Source organism: Phenylobacterium sp. (assembly GCF_041916435.1).
Classification (GTDB): Bacteria; Pseudomonadota; Alphaproteobacteria; order Caulobacterales; family Caulobacteraceae; genus Phenylobacterium.
In genome coordinates this window covers 138826-156157 of the sequence record NZ_JAYRZM010000001.1, presented here as the reverse complement: position 1 = coordinate 156157, position 17332 = coordinate 138826, and the positions used below count along the sequence as shown (strand labels likewise).

General features: G+C 69.5%; 17 protein-coding genes. 6 read left to right on the top strand and 11 right to left on the bottom strand.

Annotated features, from left to right (window positions below; genetic code table 11):
* Positions 1–67 precede the first annotated feature (67 nt).
* The gene (locus ACE3TA_RS00785) at positions 68–532 is read left to right on the top strand and encodes a pyridoxamine 5'-phosphate oxidase family protein (RefSeq protein WP_374569784.1); all 465 of its coding nucleotides are present in this window, start codon (positions 68–70) and stop codon (positions 530–532) included.
* 6 nt (positions 533–538) lie between these two features.
* Here ACE3TA_RS00785 and ACE3TA_RS00780 read toward each other — a convergent pair whose 3' ends face one another.
* The 9 genes from ACE3TA_RS00780 to ACE3TA_RS00740 form a co-directional block, all read right to left on the bottom strand.
* Complete coding sequence (locus ACE3TA_RS00780) at positions 539–1351, bottom strand: TauD/TfdA dioxygenase family protein (RefSeq protein ID WP_374569783.1); 813 nt, start codon at positions 1349–1351, stop codon at positions 539–541.
* A gap of 11 nt (positions 1352–1362) precedes the next feature.
* Positions 1363–1884, bottom strand: coding sequence for a flavin reductase family protein (locus ACE3TA_RS00775; RefSeq protein WP_374569782.1), 522 nt, complete (start codon positions 1882–1884; stop codon positions 1363–1365).
* Positions 1881–3266, bottom strand: coding sequence for a peptidase M20 (locus ACE3TA_RS00770; RefSeq protein ID WP_374569781.1), 1386 nt, complete (start codon positions 3264–3266; stop codon positions 1881–1883). The genes ACE3TA_RS00775 and ACE3TA_RS00770 overlap by 4 nt, the downstream gene beginning before the upstream one ends.
* Positions 3266–3928 (bottom strand): cysteine hydrolase family protein, encoded by a 663-nt coding sequence (locus ACE3TA_RS00765; RefSeq protein WP_374569780.1) that lies wholly within the window; start codon positions 3926–3928, stop codon positions 3266–3268. The genes ACE3TA_RS00770 and ACE3TA_RS00765 overlap by 1 nt, the downstream gene beginning before the upstream one ends.
* Positions 3925–4989: an LLM class flavin-dependent oxidoreductase gene (locus ACE3TA_RS00760; protein WP_374569779.1), complete on the bottom strand. Its 1065-nt coding sequence runs from the start codon at positions 4987–4989 to the stop codon at positions 3925–3927. Before ACE3TA_RS00760 ends, ACE3TA_RS00765 begins: the two co-directional genes overlap by 4 nt.
* A gap of 10 nt (positions 4990–4999) precedes the next feature.
* Positions 5000–6310: a CynX/NimT family MFS transporter gene (locus tag ACE3TA_RS00755; RefSeq protein ID WP_374569778.1), complete on the bottom strand. Its 1311-nt coding sequence runs from the start codon at positions 6308–6310 to the stop codon at positions 5000–5002.
* Between the two features lie 75 nt (positions 6311–6385).
* A complete protein-coding gene (locus tag ACE3TA_RS00750) occupies positions 6386–8821 on the bottom strand; it encodes a TonB-dependent siderophore receptor (RefSeq protein ID WP_374569777.1) in 2436 nt (811 codons plus the stop codon).
* Positions 8822–9006: 185 nt separating this feature from the next.
* Positions 9007–9726 carry a GntR family transcriptional regulator gene (locus ACE3TA_RS00745; RefSeq protein ID WP_374571088.1) on the bottom strand — a complete coding sequence of 240 codons (720 nt, stop codon included), beginning with the start codon at positions 9724–9726 and terminating at the stop codon, positions 9007–9009.
* 121 nt (positions 9727–9847) lie between these two features.
* Positions 9848–10450, bottom strand: coding sequence for a malonic semialdehyde reductase (locus ACE3TA_RS00740; protein WP_374569776.1), 603 nt, complete (start codon positions 10448–10450; stop codon positions 9848–9850).
* Between the two features lie 222 nt (positions 10451–10672).
* On the opposite strand from ACE3TA_RS00740, the gene ACE3TA_RS00735 reads away from it, so the two are divergent.
* Both ACE3TA_RS00735 and ACE3TA_RS00730 read left to right on the top strand, forming a co-directional pair.
* Positions 10673–11164, top strand: coding sequence for a VOC family protein (locus tag ACE3TA_RS00735; protein ID WP_374569775.1), 492 nt, complete (start codon positions 10673–10675; stop codon positions 11162–11164).
* 105 nt (positions 11165–11269) lie between these two features.
* A complete protein-coding gene (locus ACE3TA_RS00730) occupies positions 11270–12808 on the top strand; it encodes an acetyl-CoA acetyltransferase (RefSeq protein ID WP_374569774.1) in 1539 nt (512 codons plus the stop codon).
* Between the two features lies 1 nt (position 12809).
* Here ACE3TA_RS00730 and ACE3TA_RS00725 read toward each other — a convergent pair whose 3' ends face one another.
* Positions 12810–13178, bottom strand: coding sequence for a hypothetical protein (locus ACE3TA_RS00725; RefSeq protein WP_374569773.1), 369 nt, complete (start codon positions 13176–13178; stop codon positions 12810–12812).
* Positions 13179–13275: 97 nt separating this feature from the next.
* Between ACE3TA_RS00725 and ACE3TA_RS00720 the strand changes: the two genes are divergently transcribed.
* The 3 genes from ACE3TA_RS00720 to ACE3TA_RS00710 all read left to right on the top strand — a co-directional run bounded on the left by ACE3TA_RS00720 (position 13276) and on the right by ACE3TA_RS00710 (position 16171).
* Entirely contained in the window at positions 13276–13935 is a 660-nt protein-coding gene (locus ACE3TA_RS00720) for a 2-hydroxychromene-2-carboxylate isomerase (RefSeq protein ID WP_374569772.1), read from the top strand.
* Positions 13936–14066: 131 nt separating this feature from the next.
* Complete coding sequence (locus tag ACE3TA_RS00715) at positions 14067–15719, top strand: sulfatase-like hydrolase/transferase (RefSeq protein WP_374569771.1); 1653 nt, start codon at positions 14067–14069, stop codon at positions 15717–15719.
* Positions 15720–15733: 14 nt separating this feature from the next.
* A complete protein-coding gene (locus ACE3TA_RS00710; RefSeq protein WP_374569770.1) occupies positions 15734–16171 on the top strand; it encodes a hypothetical protein in 438 nt (145 codons plus the stop codon).
* Position 16172: 1 nt separating this feature from the next.
* Here ACE3TA_RS00710 and ACE3TA_RS00705 read toward each other — a convergent pair whose 3' ends face one another.
* On the bottom strand, positions 16173–17213 hold the full coding sequence (locus tag ACE3TA_RS00705; RefSeq protein WP_374569769.1) for a glutathione S-transferase N-terminal domain-containing protein: 1041 nt from the start codon (positions 17211–17213) through the stop codon (positions 16173–16175).
* Positions 17214–17332 lie beyond the last annotated feature (119 nt).

Below are 17332 nucleotides of genomic sequence, written 5' to 3'. Positions count from 1 at the left end.
TGACCGCGATCAAGGCGGCGCCCGCCCGTGCGCCTAGCCTCTTGGAACCCCATGCCAGGAGGCCGCCATGGACGCCGCGCTTCGCCAGGAAATCCGCACCATCCTCAAGGACGGCAAGGACATGACCGTCGCCACCGTGCGCGAGGACGGCTGGCCCCAGGCCACCACCGTCAGCTACGCCAGCGACGGCGAGGCCATCTACTTCGGCTGCGACGCCCATTCGCAGAAGGCGCGGAACCTCGCCCGCGACGACCGCGTCTCGCTCACCGTGAACCTGCCCTACGACAAGTGGGACGAGATCCAGGGCGTCTCCATCGGCGGCCGCGCCCGCCGGCTCACCACGCCCGAGGATCTCGACCGCGCCGGCGCCGTGTTCCTTGAGAAGTTCGCCCCCGAGATCGGCCAGTACCTGACCGGCGACGCCTCGCAGATGGCGCTCTTCCAGGTCGAGCCGGCGGTGATCAGCGTGCTCGACTACCGCAAGGGCTTCGGCTGGCACGAACTCGTCGACATGGCCAAGGAACCTGCCTGACCAGCCTCAGAACGGCTTGTCGCCAGCGATGGTCACGCGGTAGCCCGAGCGCACGGCCGGGAAGTAGTCCCAGATCGCCTGGTGCCAGGTGCAGCGGTTGTCCCAGAAGGCCACCGAGTTCGGCCGCCAGCGGAAGCGCACCTGGAAGTTCGGGTTGCCGCAATGGCGGTAGAGGTAGCCCAGGATCGCGTCGCTCTCGTCGCGGGAGACCCCGACGATGTGGGTCGTGTAGCTCGGATTGACGAAGACCGACTTCTTGCCCGTCACCGGGTGGGTGCGCACCACCGGGTGGGTCGAGCAGGGATATGTCTTGTCCACGTCGGGGAACAGCGCCTTGTAGATGTGGTTGGCGTCGTGGACGGCGCTCATGCCGTCCAGATAGGCCTTCATCTTCGGCGAGAGCGCCTCGTAGGCCGCCGTCATGCTGGCGAACACCGTGTCGCCGCCGTACTCGGGCACGGTGTGCATGTAGAGGATCGAGCCGAGCGGCGGCGCGGCGTCGGCGGTCAGGTCGGAGTGCCAGCTCTCGCCGGCCACGAACTTGGAGTTCTCGTCGGCATGGATCGCCACCACCTCCGGATGGTCGGGCAGGCCCGGCACGCCGGAGTGGATGGCCAGTTCGCCAAACAGCCGGCCGAGCGCCTTGTGGCTCTCGTGGTCCATGAGCTGGTCGCGGAAGAACAGCACCTGGTGCTCGGCCAGGGCGTCGCGCAGCTCCGCGGCCTGGCGGTTGCTCAGGGGCGCGGACAGGTCGATCCCGCCCACTTCCGCGCCGATCCGGTAGGTCGCCGGCCGCACGTCCAGCACTTCATATCCCATGCCTGGGGTCCTCAGTCGTTCGCGGACGCCTTGACGAAGCGTCCATTGCTGTAGATCAGCGGCGCGCCGGCGCGGGTCTCCACGCCCAGGCCGCGGCCGATCAGTATGTCATGGTCGCCGGCGGTGTGCGCCGCGTGCAGGGCGCATTCGACCACCGCCACCGAGCCGCCGATCACCGGCGCGCCCATGCGGCCCTCGCCGATCTCCACGTCGCGGAAGCGGTCGGTCGCCCCGGCCCCGGCGAACAGGCGCGCCAGGTCCGCCTGGTGCTCGGCCAGAACGTTGATGCAGAAGAACCCCGCCCGCCGCACGGCCGCCAGGGTGCGGCTCTTGTGGTCCAGGCAGACCAGGAGCAGCGGCGGGAACAGCGAGACCGAGGTGAAGGCGCTCGCCGTCGTGCCCACCGGCCGGTCGCCGTCCAGGGTGGTGACGATCGTCACCCCCGAGGGAAAGCTGCCCATGGCCGAGCGCCAGAGCGCCGGGTCCATCGGCTCGGCCTGCGCCTCGCCCGCCACCGCCGGCCCGAAGCTCATTGGTCCGACCCGAAGGGGTTGTCGCCGTACACCGGCCGGCCGCGCTCGACCGCCTGGGCGTCGGTCGCCTCGCCGCACACGGCCAGGGCCGTCAGGGCGAAGATCAGGGCGCTGTCGGTCAGGTCCTTCGGCGTCGGCCGCCAGCGGCGAAAGCCCGTGGTGATCGCCGGAATCCGCTGCATGTTGAAGACGTTGTGATCGCGCCACATGCTCGAATAGACCGCCGCGGCCTTCTGCACCGGATGGCCCAGGGTCAGGCGCGTGGCCGCGTCGACCGCGCCCACCAGCGGGGCGACCTCGCCGGCGTCGGCCTCGAACCCGTGGCGCACGACCACCGGCTCGATGTCCACCTCGCCCAGGCCCGCCTCGCGCACCATGCGCTCCAGCGAATGCTGCAGGTCGGCGATCCGTTCGGTGGGGTTGAGCCCCACTTCCAGATAGACCGACGCCAGCTCCGTGCCGGCGCCGAACGAGAACGGCAGGCCGCCGCGGATCGAGGCCACCTGCGACTTGGGGATCGCCGTGCCGCCCGGGCTCTCGTAGATGCTCGTCGCGTCGTGCGTCTTGCTCCAGGCGTGCAGGGCGTCGGTCAGCTTGCCCACGCGGTAGAGCGGATTGGGATGGTCGCCGGGGTTGTCCGGATGGGTCAGCAGCGGGGTGAACACCCCCTCCCCCCACAGCCGGATGCGGAACACAGCATAGCCGCAGCCCACCCAGGTCAGGCCGTAGTCGCAGCCTTCCGCGGCGATGGCGAAGTCGGGCGCCACGCCGCCGTGGTGGAACAGGTAATGGGCGCCGATGTCCTTGCCCATGTAGGCCACGCCCCGGTGCTCCTCGATCGGCTCGGGACCGATCTCGCCCGGGCAGGCCGTGAGGTAGAGCTTGCCGGACAGGTCGTAGCCGGCCTTCTTCAGCGCCTTGGCCGCGATCAGGAAGCAGGTCATCGGCCCGCGGTCGTTGGCGATCGGATAGCCGTAGAGCTTGCCGTCCTCGAGCCAGCAGCTCTGCCACTCCGGGTTCTTCAGGGTCTCGGCGCGATACTTCTGGGCGTCCAGGTCCGGATCCCAGGTGGGGCTCTCGGTGTCCAGGTGGGCGGTGAACAGGAGGTTCTTGCCCTCGCCCTTGCCGCCGTAGGTGCCGATGATGTTGTTGCGCTCGGGCGTCGCGCCCACCTTGCGGGGGTTGAAGCCCTCCTTCTCCATCCAGTCGTAGACGAAGTTGCCGGCCGCCAGCTCGCCGCCGGCGGGGCTCGGGATGTTGCCCAGCGTCAGGGCCAGCTCCACCGCCTCGGCCTCGTCGATGGCCGCGGCGATGCGCTTGGCCGCCGTCTCGTCCACGGCGAAGGGCGCGGCCGCGCCGGCCAGGGAAAATCCGTCGGCCATCAGGCGGCTCCTTGCCAGGCGGCGGCCACCTGGTCGGCGGTGACCAGGATCGCGCAGTTGAGCTCCAGGCTCTTCAGCGAGCTGGTGTGCAGGTCGTCCTCATAGGCGGCGCAGGCGTCGGTCGGCACGAACACGTGGTAGTCCAGGTGGAAGGCGTCGCGCACGGTGCAGTCCACGCAGCATTCGGTGGTCAGGCCGCAGACGATCAGGGTGTCCACGCCCATGGCCTTGAGCTGGGCGTCCAGATCGGTGCCGACGAAGCCGGAGTAGCGGGTCTTGCCCACCACCAGCTCGCCGGGTTGCGGCGTCGGCCCGTAGAAGTCCGAGCCCGTCTCGTCGGCCCGGCAGAGCGCCGAGCCGGAGTCCGGGTCGCCGCCGCGCCGGACCATGCGCTCGCGCCAGGCCGGCGAATCCGTCTCGGCGCGGGTCTGCAAGCCCACGAACACCACCTTGGCGCCGGCCTCGCGCGCGGCGTCCACCAGCGTCTCGGCCGCCGCCAGGGCCGGCGGCACGCTGGACAGGTCCACGCCGGCCGCCCCCAGCACGCCCTCCGGGGCGGCGAAGTCGACCTGCATGTCCACCACCACCACCGCCGTGCGGGCCGGCTCGATCCAGCCGGCCAGCCCCTCGGGCGCCTTGGTTTCTACGACCGCCGCGTTCATGCGAAGTGGGCCCGCAGTCCCGGCAGGATTTCCGAGCCCAGCATCGTCAGGCCCTCGGCGTAGTCGGGGAAGATCAGCATCAGCCCGTCCAGCTCGGCGAACTCGACGAACTCCTCGATCTGCGCGGCGCAGGTGGCCGGCGAGCCGACCGCCGTCTGGGTCATGATCGCGCCCTGGCTGTCGGCGATGGTCGACAGGCGCTCGGCCGGCACGCCCCAGCTCTTCAGCATCGACAGGATCGCGCCCATGTCTTTGCCCTCGGCGTAGTGCTGGACCATCTTCTCGGCCGCCGCGTCGGTCTCGCCGTGGATGACCGTGCACATGGCGTAGGTCTTGATCGGCTTCTCCAGCTTCTCGGCCAGGGCCTTGGCGCGGCGGCTGTTGTCGCGGCGCTCCTCGGGCGTGCGCCCGCCGATGAAGCAGGCGTCGGCCTCGCGCACCGAGAACTGGAAGCCCCGGTCGGACTGGCCCGCGCAGATCAGGGTCGGCCGCGGCTTCGACACCGGCTTGGGGTTCGACTGGCAGTCGTCCATGTGGAAGAAGCGGCCGTCGTGGGTGACGCTCTCCTCGCTCCACAGCCGCTTGATGATCGCGGTCCATTCCTCGGTCAGCACGTAGCGGTCGTCGTGGTTCAGGCTCTCGTCCCACGCGCCCATCTGCGAGAACTCCTCGCGGTAGGCGCCGGCCACGATGTTCAGCCCCGCCCGGCCGCCGGAGATGTGGTCCAGCGTCGTGATGATCTTCGCCGTCACCGCCGGGTTCTGCAGCAGCGGGTGGACCGTGGCCCAGATCTTCACGTTCTTGGTGGCTTCGGCGATGCCGGCCATCATCGTCGCCGACTCCAGCGACGAGCCCCAGTGGTTGGTCTCCCCGCCGAACCCGCGCCACTTGCCCATGGACATCACGAAGTCCAGGCCGATCTCGTCGGCGATGATCGCCGCCTGGCGGTTCTGGAACCACAGGTCGTCCAGGGGCGGCGAGGTCTTCGAGATGATCCAGCCGCCGTTGGCGACCGGGAGGAAGACGCCAAAGTCCTTTTTCTTCAAAGCCTTGTGATACATCTTACTTCCCTCAGGCAGGGTCATTGACCATTTGGACTTGGATCTCGCCCGCCGCCGTCTCGGCCGCGGGAAGCGGCTTGGGCGGGCGCATGAAGAGCGAGGCGACGAAGACCATCGCGGCCACGACGCCGAAGAGCTGGAAGGTGGGCGAGAAGCTGCCCAGGCTGTCGCGCAGCACGCCGCCGATGGTGGGGCCCAGCGCCGAGAGCGCCCCCGCCAGGCAGACGGTGGAGAAGATCTCCAGGTTGTGCGCCCGGCCGAAGTAGTTGATCAGCAGCACCGTCACCGCCAGCGCCGTCAGGCCGAAGCCGACGCCGGTGCCCAGCGCGTAGAGCATCATCAGCGGATAGGTGTCGGCCACGCTCAGGGCGACCGAGCCCATGCCCAGGGCGCCGATCGCGACCACCAGCAGCAGCTTGGGGTCCACGTGGTCGCCGATCAGGCCGCCAATGAACCGCGCGCCGGTGGCCATCAGCGCCTCCAGGCTCAGCATGGCGCCGGCCACCGCCGGCGTGACGCCGCGCTCGGTAAGGTGGGCGACCGACAGGCTGGAGACCGTCACCCCGCTCAGCAGGTGCACGAAATAGGCGGCCACCAGGATGTAGAACTGCGGCGTGCGGGCGGCCTGCTTGGTGGTCCAGTCGACGGCCGTGCGGTAGACGCGCGCCGGCGTCGAGGAGGCCGCCTGGGCCTCGGTCTCGGCCTTCAGCTCCGCGTCGATCCGCTGGGAGGAGCGCTCCAGCCAGTCGCGGCCGGGGATCAGGGCGGCGCAGACCACGCCGATGACCAGCGAGGCGACCACCTGGACCATCCAGAAGGTGCGCCAGTCGCCGCCGGCCTGGCCCATCACCCCCAGAGCGATCAGCGGGCCGGCCACGCCGCCCAGTCCGCCCAGGGTGAAATAGACGCCGAAGGCCATGGCGCGGCGCTTGAAGGCCGCGGCCAGCACGTGCGTGCCGGGGATCAGGGCCATCAACTGATAGCCCACCCCGCACAGCGCCGTGCCGGTGAAATAGAGCCAGATGCTCTGGCCGGAGTAGTAGAGCGCCAGGAAGCCCGCCGCCATCACCACCGTGCCGACCAGGAGCGTCGAGCGCACGCCGAAGCGGCGGATCAGGATGGGCGGGAACCAGGCCGAGCCGCCGCAGCAGGCGCCGAGCAGGGTGAAGCCCAGGCCCGCCTGGGCCCAGTTCCACTTCAGCTCGCCCACCATCGAAGGCAGCACCACGCCCAGGGACGAGAAGGTCGCCGCCATGATCATGAACAGCAGCACGCTGAACACGATCAGCAGCAGCCACGGCCGCCATTCGATCCTGGACATCTCATGCACTCCCGGGCCCAGGGGGCCCTACGGGCGAGGGCGGCGCCGGCCGCGATGACCGGCGCGGCCCTCGCGTTAGAACGAACGCTTCAGGGTCAGGCGCCACTCGCGGCCCTTGCCGGGCAGAGCGCCCAGGTTGGCGTAGGAGTCGGCGTCCGGCGTGAAGTAGAGTTGGTCGAACAGGTTATCGATATTGACCGACGCCTGGAACGGGCCCTTCTCGTAGAAGAACGACAGGTTGGCGACCGTGTAGGAGGGGAAGGTGATCCCGCCCTGGATCGTCTGCTGCGTCTTGCTCACATAGGTGGCCCCGGCGGTCGCGCCCACCCGGCCCCAGTCGTACTCGTCGCTGGTGTAGGTGCCGTAGAGGCTGAGCACCGAGTGCGGGATCAGGGTGTAGGCGTAATCGCCCGCCCGGCCCGGCAGGGTGTTGAAGGCCCAGACCACGTAGGTGCCGCCGAAGGAGTCGGTCGCATCCACGCCCGTCACATAGTACGGGATGTAGGCGAAGCTGGTGTCGGGGCCCTTCACTTCAGTGTGCTGGGTGTTGCCGGCGAAGGTGAAGCTCAGGTTCTCGCTGGCCAGGTAGCGCACTTCCAGTTCGGCGCCCTTGGCCCGCGTGCCCTGCACCGTCGGGTTCGGCCCGCCGGTGAGCTGGGTGCGGTTCTGCCGGTAGAGCGACAGCGAGCCGACCAGCGTGCCCTTCAGGAGCTGGAACTTCACTCCGCCCTCGGCCAGGTCGGAGTCCGACAGCCACGAGCCCTTGGAGATCAGCGACGGGGCGATGTCGCCCGCCTGGCTCATCTCCAGCGCCGCGCCCTTGGCGTAGGTGATGTAGGGCATCAGGCCGAACGGGAACTGATAGCTCAGCGAGGCGGTGTAGGTGCCCTTGCCCTTGCCGGCCTTCTGCTCGCCGGTCGGCTGGTAGGACACCAGGCCGTCGTCGTGCGACTTGACGTCATAGTCGTCGTAGCGGGCGCCCAGCATCAGGTTCAGCCGCTCGCCGAAATAGATGTCCGAGGTGAAGAACACCCCGGCGTCGCGCCAGCGGGAGTGGTTGTCGTTCTCCCACTGCAGGCCGTAGCTCTCCGGCGAGAACGGATCGTCGATGATGTCGTTGGCCGTCGCGCCGTAGGAGATGTCGCGGCGGTCGAGCGCGATCAGGCCGGAGTTGTAGCTTTCCCGGCGGCGGCCGTCGAAGGCGCGGTAGGAGGCGCCGACGAACGACTTGCTCTTCACGATCCCGAAGTTGGCGTCGAAGTTGTAGGTGACGCGCGCCTCGCCGACTTCCGAGGTGAACCACGCCGGATAGCCGTAGGAGACGAAGCGCTTGTTGTTCAGCGAGTCGTAGAAGAGCTGCAGCTTCAGCGCCGAGCCGTTGTCGAACTCCTTGGCCAGGTCCCAGTACGCGGTCTTGGTCCAGGTGTGCGAGAAGTCGGCCTTGCTGATGTAGACCGTGCGCGGGTCGAGCTTGGTGGTGCCCACGCCCGTGTCCAGGGTGTGGTTGGCGTCGGTCGACGGATAGCCGTAGTAGGCTTGGTACAGCGCCGAGGCGTAGGGGTAGTAGCCGATCTCGTTGGGGGTCAGCTTGCCGTCGCCGTTGGCGTCCACCAGCGTCGTGTCGCGGCCGGTGATGTAGGTCTGGTTGTCGATCAGGTCCTGGGTCAGGCGGTTCCAGCCGGGCGTCTGCACGTCGCCGTCGGAATGGAAGAACATCGCGTCCAGCGCGGTGCTCCAGCCGTTGCCCAGATCGAAGTCGACCGAGCCTTCGATGATCTGGCGCTTGGGATGGATGCCCCGGTAGAAGCTGCCGGAGTCCTCGCCCTCGGCGTAGAGGTGGGCCCCGCCCTCGATCGAGCCGAAGTTCAGCGGCGCGCCGATCTGGCCGGCGACCTGCTTCTTGTCATAGGAGCCGACGGTGGCCTCGACCTCGCCTTCCACCTCGGAGATGTACTTGTCTTCGCTGCGTCCCGACTTGGGGACGAAGTTGAGCATGCCGCCCACCTTGCCCGCGCCGTAGATCGGCGTCGGCGGGCCGCGCACGATCTCGATCTGGGCCGCGTCGCCGATCGGCGTGGAATAGGTGCCGCGGTTCTCGATCCGCTTGAAGCCGCGGAAGTAGTTTTCCGCCAGCGTGCCGCGGATGTTCAGCGCGCCGGGCACGCCGTAGAAGCTGGCCGTGTAGGTGCCCGGCGAGATCGACGTCAGGTCGTCGATCGACTCGATGCCGTAGCGCTCCAGGGTCACGTCGCTGGCGAAGCTGGCCGAGCGCGGCGTCTCGATCAGCGCCTTGTCCAGGCCGAAGACGCTGTCGTTGGGCGTCTTCTCCAGAAGGCCCGCCTTGTCGCGCGCCACCACCACGACCTCGTCCACTTGCGAGGCCATCGCGCTGCCGCCGGCCGTTGCGGCGGCTTCAGCGCCGGTGGCGGCGGTTTGCGCTTGCGCGAGCCCGCCGCTCGCCAGCAGGGCGGACAAGGACGCGCCTGCCGCCAAGAAAAGTCGTTTCGACATCTCGCCCTCTTCTCGAGGCGAACGGACCATCCGCCGGATGGCGGTATCCCCTGTCCCGCAGGCCTCGGGAACTAAAATCCGGCGCCGCCTTGATCCAGGTCAAAAATGTCTTCTGAAATTTCAGATGAAATGTGCAGGGCGCCGCGAAGGCGGCCAGATTCATCAAAGCGGCGCCTAACGCCGCGTCAGACAGCGGGAGCGGACTCGCTCGAAACCTCGGCTGGAGCGCCCGTCAGCGTGCGCGTGACCGTGTCGGGCAGCACGCCCAGCACGCGCGTCATGGCCGCCCGCGCGCCCTCCGCATCGCGCGCGGCGATGCGTTCGGCCACCTCGCGATGCTGGCGGATGTCGGCCACCCGCTCGTCCTCGGTGGTCGCGCCCATGGTGTAGACCCAGAAGCGGGCGGCCTTGTGCTGCAAGGGAATGAGGATGCGCGCGAGCGCGCCGTTCTGGCTGGCCTGGGCGATCGCGTAGTGGAATCGCTGGTCCATCGCCACCAGGGCGCGACGGTCGCGTTCGCGGGCCGCCCGCTCGCCGTCGTCGAAGGCGGCCAGGATCACGGCGCGCTCCTCGTCGGCGGCGTTGACCGCCGCCAGCGCCGCGCAGTGCGGCTCGATCAGGGCCCGGGCCTCATAGCCCTGGCGCAGGTCCACCAGGTCGAGCGGCGAGACCGTGGTGCCGGAGCGGGCGCGGCGCAGCACCATGCCCTCCAGCGCCAGCCGGCCCAGCGCGTCGCGCACGCCGGCCAGGCCCGCGTCGTAGCGGCGGGCCAGGGCCTGTTCCTCCACCCGCGCGCCCGGCGTCAGCACGCCGAGGATGATGTCGAGCAGGATCTGCTCGTAGACGCGGGCCTTGCGCAGGTCGGGAGACCAGTCGTCGCTCGCCGCGACGACGCTGTTGCGGATCGCGCCGGGGCCTTCCCCGTCGTCCGGCTTGCGTGACCTGCGTGACACCCGGCGCTCCCGTTCCGACCTTCCGTGTACTCAATAAACCTACGCTGAAATTTCAGACCTCGCCAAGACGGCCTTAGACGATCTGACAGGCTTCCTCGAAGCTGAGCCGGGGATTGCGCGGGAAGACGCCCTCGGGCTTGCCGTGGCCGATGTTGATCAGGAAGTTGGTCTTCAGGCTCGTGCCGGCGAAGAAGGCCTCGTCGACGCCGGCGGCGTCGAAGCCGGACATCGGCCCGCAGTCCAGGCCCAGCGCCCGCGCGGCCACGATGAAATAGCCGCCCTGCAGGCTCGAATTGCGGAACGCCGTCTCCTGGGCGATCGCGGGCGCGGCGAACCAGTCCTTCACGCCCGGCGCGTGCGGGAAGAGCATCGGCAGCTTCTCGGCGAAGGCCAGGTCGTAGGCCACGATCACGCAGGCCGGCGCCTGCATGGTCTTCTCGCGGTTGTTGCTCGACAGGTGCGGGGCCAGCTTCGCCTTGCCCTCGGGCGAGGTCACGAACACGAACCGCGCCGGCGAGGCGTTGGCCGAGGTCGGGCCCCACTTGGCCAGTTCGTAGATCGCCTTGAAGACATCCGGGTCCAGCGGCGCCGAATCCCACACGTTCTGCGTCCGCGCCTCGCGGAAAATCTGGTCGAGACTGGCGGACGGGAGCTCGGAAGCGGTAACCTGGGACACGACGGCGCCTTCCTGTTGATGGTCGCCCCGCCTTACGCCTTCTCCACGGCGTTGCGCCAGCCCCGCCCGCCGGCCCTGCTCAAATGTCCCGTAACATTTCTGGCGGGCGCCTATTTCCTGGACGACGGGCGGTTCTGAGCAAGCCGCCGTGCGCGCACGGGCAAGACCGCGGCGGCGCGGCGTCTAGGTTGGACCGATTTCGTGTCAGCACAGGAGCCCCGCGTGGCCACGCCCAACACCCTGATCTTCGTCGACCTGGCGTCGGACGACCCGGCCGCCGCCGGCCGCTTCTACGCCGAGGTGTTCGGCTGGCAGGACGATCCCAGGCCGCTGGGCGTCTACCACCGCATGGTGCCCGGCGGCCAGTTCAAGAACCCCGACGGCACGGACAGCGAGATCGGCAACCTGCACATCGGCATCTTCAAGGCCGACAACGCCCGCCCCCACCCGAACCCGGCCGGGGTGGAGCCGCGCACGCTCAGCCAGGACGGGCGCAAGTCCAGGGTCTGGATCCTGATCGGCGACGGCGACAGCGCCGAGCGCATCCTGGCCGACGCCGAGCAGCGCGGCGCGATCATCCTGTGGCGCGACCACTACTGGTCCGAGTTCAACGGCTACAACCACGCCTTCCGCGACCCCTGGGGCAACGAGATCGTGCTCTGGGGCAAGGCCGGGCCGAACCCGCAGATTCCGGCGGACTACACCCGCGAATAGCCCGCGCCGGCCTGCCGGCGGCGCCCGCGATTTCATCGTTGAGGCGCCGCCGCGTCAGCCGTCTAAGGTGCCGGCCAACGAGCTGGACGCCTGGGAGGAGCGCGCGTGGACGACTTGACGCCGGTGATCATCGGAGTGGGCGAAGCTTCCGAGCGGATCGACGCCCCCGACTACGCCGCCCTCTCGCCGGTGGAGCTCGCCGCCCACGCCGCCAAGGCGGCCTGCGAGGACACAGGCGCCGACGTCGCCCCGGCGATCGACGTGATCGCCGCCATCCGCCAGTTCGAGGTTTCCGGCGCGCACGCCGTCGCCCCCTTCGGCAAGTCCGACAACTTCCCCCGCTCGGTGGCCCGCCGCATCGGCGCCGACCCGGCCCGGGCGATCCTGGAGGTGGTGGGCGGCCAGGGCCCGCAGCACCTGATCAACGAGTTCGCCCAGGCCATCGGCAAGGGCGAGATGACGATGGCCCTGATCTGCGGCTCCGAAGCCATCTCCACGGTCCGCGACCTGACTTCCAGGGGCGAGACCCGCGACTGGAGCGAGACCGTCGGCGGCCAGCTCGAGGATCGCGGCTACGCCCTGGACGGACTGGTCACGGCCGAACTCGCCAACCACGGCGCGCGCACGCCGATCCAGCTCTACGCCCTCTACGAGAACGCCCGCCGGGCCAAGCGCGGGCTGGGCCGCGCCGCCTACGCCCTGGAGATGGGCGAGCTCTTCGCGCCCTTCACCAAGGTCGCCTCGGCCAATCCCCACGCCATGTCCCGCGAGGTGTTCGACGCCGAGGGCCTGGCGACGATCACGCCGAAGAACCGGCTGGTGGCCGATCCCTTCCCCCGCCGCATGATCGCCCGCGACCAGGCCAACCAGGGCGCGGCCGTGCTGATCACCTCCGCCGGCAAGGCCCGCGAGCTGGGCGTGCCGCAGGACCGGCTCGTCTATCTGCACGGCGGCGCGGACGTGGCCGAGCGCACGCCGATCGAGCGCCAGGACCTGTCGGCCTATCCCGCCGCGGGCGTCGCCGCCCGCCGCGCGCTCGAGCTGGCCGGGATCGGCGTGGCCGACGTGGCGCTCTTCGACCTCTATAGCTGCTTCCCGGTGGCCGTGTTCGACGTGCGCGAGGAGCTCGGGATCGCCCCGGACGATCCGCGCCCGCTCACCGTCACCGGCGGCCTGCCGTTCTTCGGCGGCGCCGGCAACAACTACTCCATGCACGCCATCGCCAGCATGGTGCGGGCGCTGCGCGAGCGGCCCGGCGCCTACGGCTTCGTCGGCGCCAACGGCGGCTTCCTGTCGAAGTATTCCACCGGCGTCTATTCCACCGCGCCGGCCGCGTGGAAGGGCTTCTCCAGCAAGGACCTGCAGGACCAGATCAACGCCTGGCCGGCGCCCGGGCCCGCGCCGGACGAGGCCATGAGCGGGACGGTGGAGACCTACACCATCGACTACGGCCGCGGCGATCCGGCGGGCGTGCTGGTCTGCCGCACCGCCGCCGGCGAGCGGTTCGTGGCCATGACCGATCCGGCCGACCTGACCCTGGTCAAGCAGATGATCGATCAGGAGCCGCTCGGCGCGGCGGTGACCTGCCGCCTGGACGAGCGTGGCCGCCGGGTGCTGGCCTCGTTCGAACCGGCCAAGGGCTAGGTCAGAGCCCGCGGCGCGCGAAGCCGAACAGCACCACCAGCGCCGCCTCGATCGCCATCGGCGCGGCCTGGGCCGGCGAATAGCCGAGCTGCCAGACGTTGAAGAGCCGTCCGGCCAGGGCCACGGCGACCATCAGCAGCGGCGCGGTCATCAGCTTCGCCTCGCCGCGGATCGCCGCCGCCAGCGACAGCGCCCCGGCCGCGGCGAAAAAGCCGGCCATGTCCGCCCGCACCGTGGCCATGCCGAGCGCGCCGACCGCTTCCAGCCCCAGGCGCTTGGCCGGCTCGGCCGGATGCAGCCAGAACTGGACGGCCAGGAACAGCGCCAGCACGCCGGCCACGCACACCAGCCCTCGAACCACCATGCGCATCTTCAAGCCCTCCCGACTGCACGTTGATTATGGCGCGGCATATGCCATAATCTGATCCATAACGACAATGCGCCAAAGACAATGCGGAGGACGCCACGTGACCCTTTCCTACGAGCTCTACTGGTCCTTCCGCTCGCCCTACTCCTACATGATCGTGCCGCGTCTGATCGCGCTGGAGGAGGCTTATGACGTCAAGGGCGTGATCCGTCCCGTCTATCCGCTGGCCGTGCGCACGCCGGAGTTCTTCGAGACCCGCGATCCGCTCTGGTTCAGCTACTTCATGACCGACATCCACCGCGAGGCCGCGTTCCTCGGCCTGCCGTTCCGCTGGCCCCGGCCCGATCCGGTGTTCATGGACATGGCCACCCGCACCTATCCCAAGGAGCAGCCCTACATCCATCGCCTCACCCGCCTGGGCGTGGCCGCCGCCGAGCGCGGCCGCGGCCTGCAGTACCTGGCGGAGGCGAGCCGGGTGATCTGGAGCGGCGAGGTCGACAACTGGCCCGAGGGCGACCACCTGGACAAGGCCGCCGTCCGCGCCGGCCTGGACCCGGCCGAGCTCAACGCGGCCGCCGACGCCGAGGCCGATCGCCTGCACGCGGTGATCGAGGAGAGCCAGGTCGCCCAGCGCGCCGCCGGCCACTACGGCGTGCCGATGATCTCCTTCAACGGCGAGCCCTTCTTCGGCCAGGACCGTTTCGACCAGTTCAAATGGCGCCTGGAGCAACAGGGCCTGAAGGCCCGCGCGGCCGCCTGAAGCGGTCCGGGACACGCGTTCCGCCGGCGCCCGCGGACGTCGAAACAAACTATCGACACATATAGTGTCATATCATATGCTCCTCCCCGAATAAGACCAACGACCGCCACCGTGCGGATGGGGAGAACGCTATGAAGGTCTTGACCTGGATCGGCGGGGTTGTGCTCGTCCTGGCCGTGCTCGTGGGCGCGGCGGCGATGAACCGGGATTTCGTGCTCTCCGCGATCGCGCGGCTGAAGAAGCCGCACGTGGAGCCCAACATGCCGGTGGTCTGGAACCAGGGCCCGCCGGCGCCGCCCACCGGCGACCGGCCGCCGAACATCGTCTTCATCCTCGCCGACGACATGGGCTACAACGACATCACCGGCGACGGCGGCGGCGTGGCCGGCGGCGCGGTTCCCACCCCCAACATCGATTCCATCGCCCACGACGGGATCAGCTTCACCCACGGCTACACCGGCAACGCCACCTGCGCGCCTTCGCGCGCGGCGATCATGACCGGCCGCTACGCCACCCGCTTCGGCTTCGAGTTCACGCCGGCCCCGGTCGCCTTCGAGCGCATGGTCGGCACCGAGTCCGAGCCGGGCGCCATCGTCAAACCGAAGTTCTTCAAGGACCGGGTCAAGGACGTGCCGCCGCTGGACACCCTGGCCATGCCGGCCAGCGAGATCACCATCGCCGAGCTGTTGAAGACGCGCGGCTACCACACCCTGCACTTCGGCAAGTGGCACCTGGGCGGCGCGCCGGGCACGCGGCCCGAGCAGCAGGGCTTCGACGAGAGCCTGGGCTTCATCGCCGGCGCCTCGATGTACCTGCCCGAGAACGATCCGAACGTGGAGAACTCCAAGCAACCGTGGGATCCGATCGACCGCTTCCTGTGGCCCAACCTGCCCTACGAGGTGCAGTTCAACGGCTCCAAGATGTTCGAGCCCAAGGGCTACATGACCGACTACCTCGCCGACGAGGCGGTCGAGGCGATCAGGGCCAACCGGAACCGGCCGTTCTTCATGTTCTTCGCGCCCAACGCGGTGCACACCCCGCTGCAGGCCACCAAGGCCGACTATGACGCCCTGCCGCAGATCAAGGACCACCGCCTGCGGGTCTATGCGGCCATGGTGCGCAACCTGGACCGCAACGTCGGCAAGCTTCTGCAGGCGCTGAAGGACGAGGGCCTGGACCAGAACACCCTGGTGATCTTCACCAGCGACAACGGCGGCGCCGGCTACATCGGCCTGCCCGACATCAACAAGCCCTTCCGCGGCTGGAAGTCGACCTTCTTCGAAGGCGGCGTGCGCGCGCCCTTCTTCATGCGCTGGCCCGGGCAGATCCCGGCCGGATCGCACTTCGACTATCCGGTCGGCCACGTGGACATCTTCGCCACCGCCGCGGCCGCGGCCGGAGCGGGCCTGCCTACCGACCGCAAGATCGACGGCGTCGACCTGATCCCCTACGCCGACGGCAAGGCGACCGGCCGGCCGCACCAGACGCTGTTCTGGCGCTCGGGCCAGTACAAGGTGGTGCTCGACGGCGACTGGAAGCTGCAGTCCAGCGAGTCGCAGAACAAGGTCTGGCTGTTCGACCTGGCCTCCGACCCCACCGAGCAGCATGACCTGTCCAAGGCCCAGCCGGATCGGGTGAAGACCATGCTCGCCATGCTCGCCGCCCAGGACAAGGAGGACGCCAAGCCGCTGTGGCCCTCGCTGCTGCAGGGTCCGGTGTTCATCGACCACCCCGAGGGCGTGCCGCAGAAGGCCGGCGAGGAATACATCATGTGGGACAACTAGGCGGGAGCCGCGCCGTGGCCTTCCTGCCCCCGTCCACCAACCGCCAGTACGCCGGCGCGCGTGTCTCGGCCGCGTTCCTCGGCCTGCTGGCCGTGCTCACCATCGTCCCGGCGCTGATCCACAGCTTCGCCCCGAACGGCGGGGCGGTGGGGATCGCCGGGCTCGACCTCGGGGAGCAGCGCGATCTCGTCGTCGGCGTCTTCGCCTGGGAGGGCGCGACCCAGCTGGCGCTCGGCCTGGCCATGCTGGCCGTCGCCCTGCGCTACCGGCCGCTGACGCCGCTGTTCCTGGCGCTGGTCATCGTCGAGCGCGGGCTGATGGCGCTGCAGGGCTGGGTGCTGCGCCCGCCCGTCGGCGGCCATCATCCGCCCGAGCACTACGCCAGCCTGATCGTCGTGCCGCTGACCCTGGTCTTCCTGGCGCTCTCCCTGCGCCGCCGCAAGGACGCCTAGCCTAGACCAGCGCCTCGCAGCCCGTGCCCGCCAGGGCCCTGTCCACGCTCGCCTTGGCCCCGGCGTCCAGCGCGGCGTAGTCGCGCCGCAGCCAGGCCAGGCACTTGCCCTGGTAGGTGAAGGGCTGCTGCGTCCAGGGCTGGCCGTCCACCACCGCCTCCACCGCCTCGGCCCCCGCCATCAGCGCCTTGGCGTTGGCGAGCAGCAGCGGCGGATAGACCCGGCCGATCTCCTTCAGGACGGCGATCAGGCTCGCCGGCAGGGCCTTGGCGTCCAGCCAGTCGCCGTCCGCCGGCTCCAGGCCCGACAGGTCCTCCATCATCATCGTCCAGGCCATCACCCGGGGCGCGCGCTCCAGTGTCACGGCCATGGGCGTCGGATCGAACAGGGCGAGCTGCGTGAGCTGGCCGAACACGCCGAAGTCCGACGCGCCGGGTCGCCCGCCCATCAGGAAGCGGTGATGGCGCAGGTGCTCCTCGAAGGCGTCCAGGAAGCGTTCGTAGCTCCGCTCGATCACCGGCCCGGTCGTGGCGTTGGAGCCGACGTAGCGCAGGCGCGGAATCTGCCGGCCGGCGAACATCTCGCCGGCCCTGGCGAGCTCCTCGTCCGTCATCGCCGCCTGCCGCCAATTGGGAAGCACGCGCGCCGAGCGGTCGATGTCCGCCTCATAGGCCCAGCGATAGTGGAACATCGCCTTGGTCAGCCACTCGTCGCCATAGTCCTCGATCAAGGCGTCGATGAAGGCGAGCGCCGGGTCGGGCGGAACGACGTTGCGGCCGGCGAACGCCGTCTCGAACCGGCGGATCAGCGGCGTGGAATCGGTCACCGCCTCGAACGCCCCGTCCGCCCCGCGCAGGTAGAAGGTGGGCAGCAGTTGCACCTGCGGCCTCGGCAGGTCCGTGCGCCCGTGGGCGCCGATGTCGAAGCTGTAGGGAATGCGCCGGTAGCGCAGCACCGCCAGCATCTTGCGGGTGTAGGGCGAGCCCGGCGCCCCGGTCAGGGTCAGGCGCTCGTCGTTCAGCACGGCCTGATCGGCGGCCATGGCGTCCTCCCGGTCTCGGGCCGGATCCCTCGCCCGGCCTTCTTTCGGCGTCGAGCTTGATATTATTGCGCGCATAATGTCAATTTCTCCGCGCCCCGCGAAAACAACGACGGGCGCGT

Bases quoted from the DNA above. Each gene is read 5' to 3' on its own strand.
- ACE3TA_RS00770 (WP_374569781.1), bottom strand. From the start codon at position 3,266: ATGGCCGACGGATTTTCCCTGGCCGGCGCGGCCGCGCCCTTCGCCGTG.
- ACE3TA_RS00765 (WP_374569780.1), bottom strand. From the start codon at position 3,928: ATGAACGCGGCGGTCGTAGAAACCAAGGCGCCCGAGGGGCTGGCCGGC.
- ACE3TA_RS00725 (WP_374569773.1), bottom strand. From the start codon at position 13,178: ATGCGCATGGTGGTTCGAGGGCTGGTGTGCGTGGCCGGCGTGCTGGCG.
- ACE3TA_RS00715 (WP_374569771.1), top strand. From the start codon at position 14,067: ATGAAGGTCTTGACCTGGATCGGCGGGGTTGTGCTCGTCCTGGCCGTG.
- ACE3TA_RS00760 (WP_374569779.1), bottom strand. From the start codon at position 4,989: ATGTATCACAAGGCTTTGAAGAAAAAGGACTTTGGCGTCTTCCTCCCG.
- ACE3TA_RS00755 (WP_374569778.1), bottom strand. From the start codon at position 6,310: ATGTCCAGGATCGAATGGCGGCCGTGGCTGCTGCTGATCGTGTTCAGC.
- ACE3TA_RS00775 (WP_374569782.1), bottom strand. From the start codon at position 1,884: ATGAGCTTCGGGCCGGCGGTGGCGGGCGAGGCGCAGGCCGAGCCGATG.
- ACE3TA_RS00705 (WP_374569769.1), bottom strand. From the start codon at position 17,213: ATGGCCGCCGATCAGGCCGTGCTGAACGACGAGCGCCTGACCCTGACC.
- ACE3TA_RS00785 (WP_374569784.1), top strand. From the start codon at position 68: ATGGACGCCGCGCTTCGCCAGGAAATCCGCACCATCCTCAAGGACGGC.
- ACE3TA_RS00750 (WP_374569777.1), bottom strand. From the start codon at position 8,821: ATGTCGAAACGACTTTTCTTGGCGGCAGGCGCGTCCTTGTCCGCCCTG.
- ACE3TA_RS00780 (WP_374569783.1), bottom strand. From the start codon at position 1,351: ATGGGATATGAAGTGCTGGACGTGCGGCCGGCGACCTACCGGATCGGC.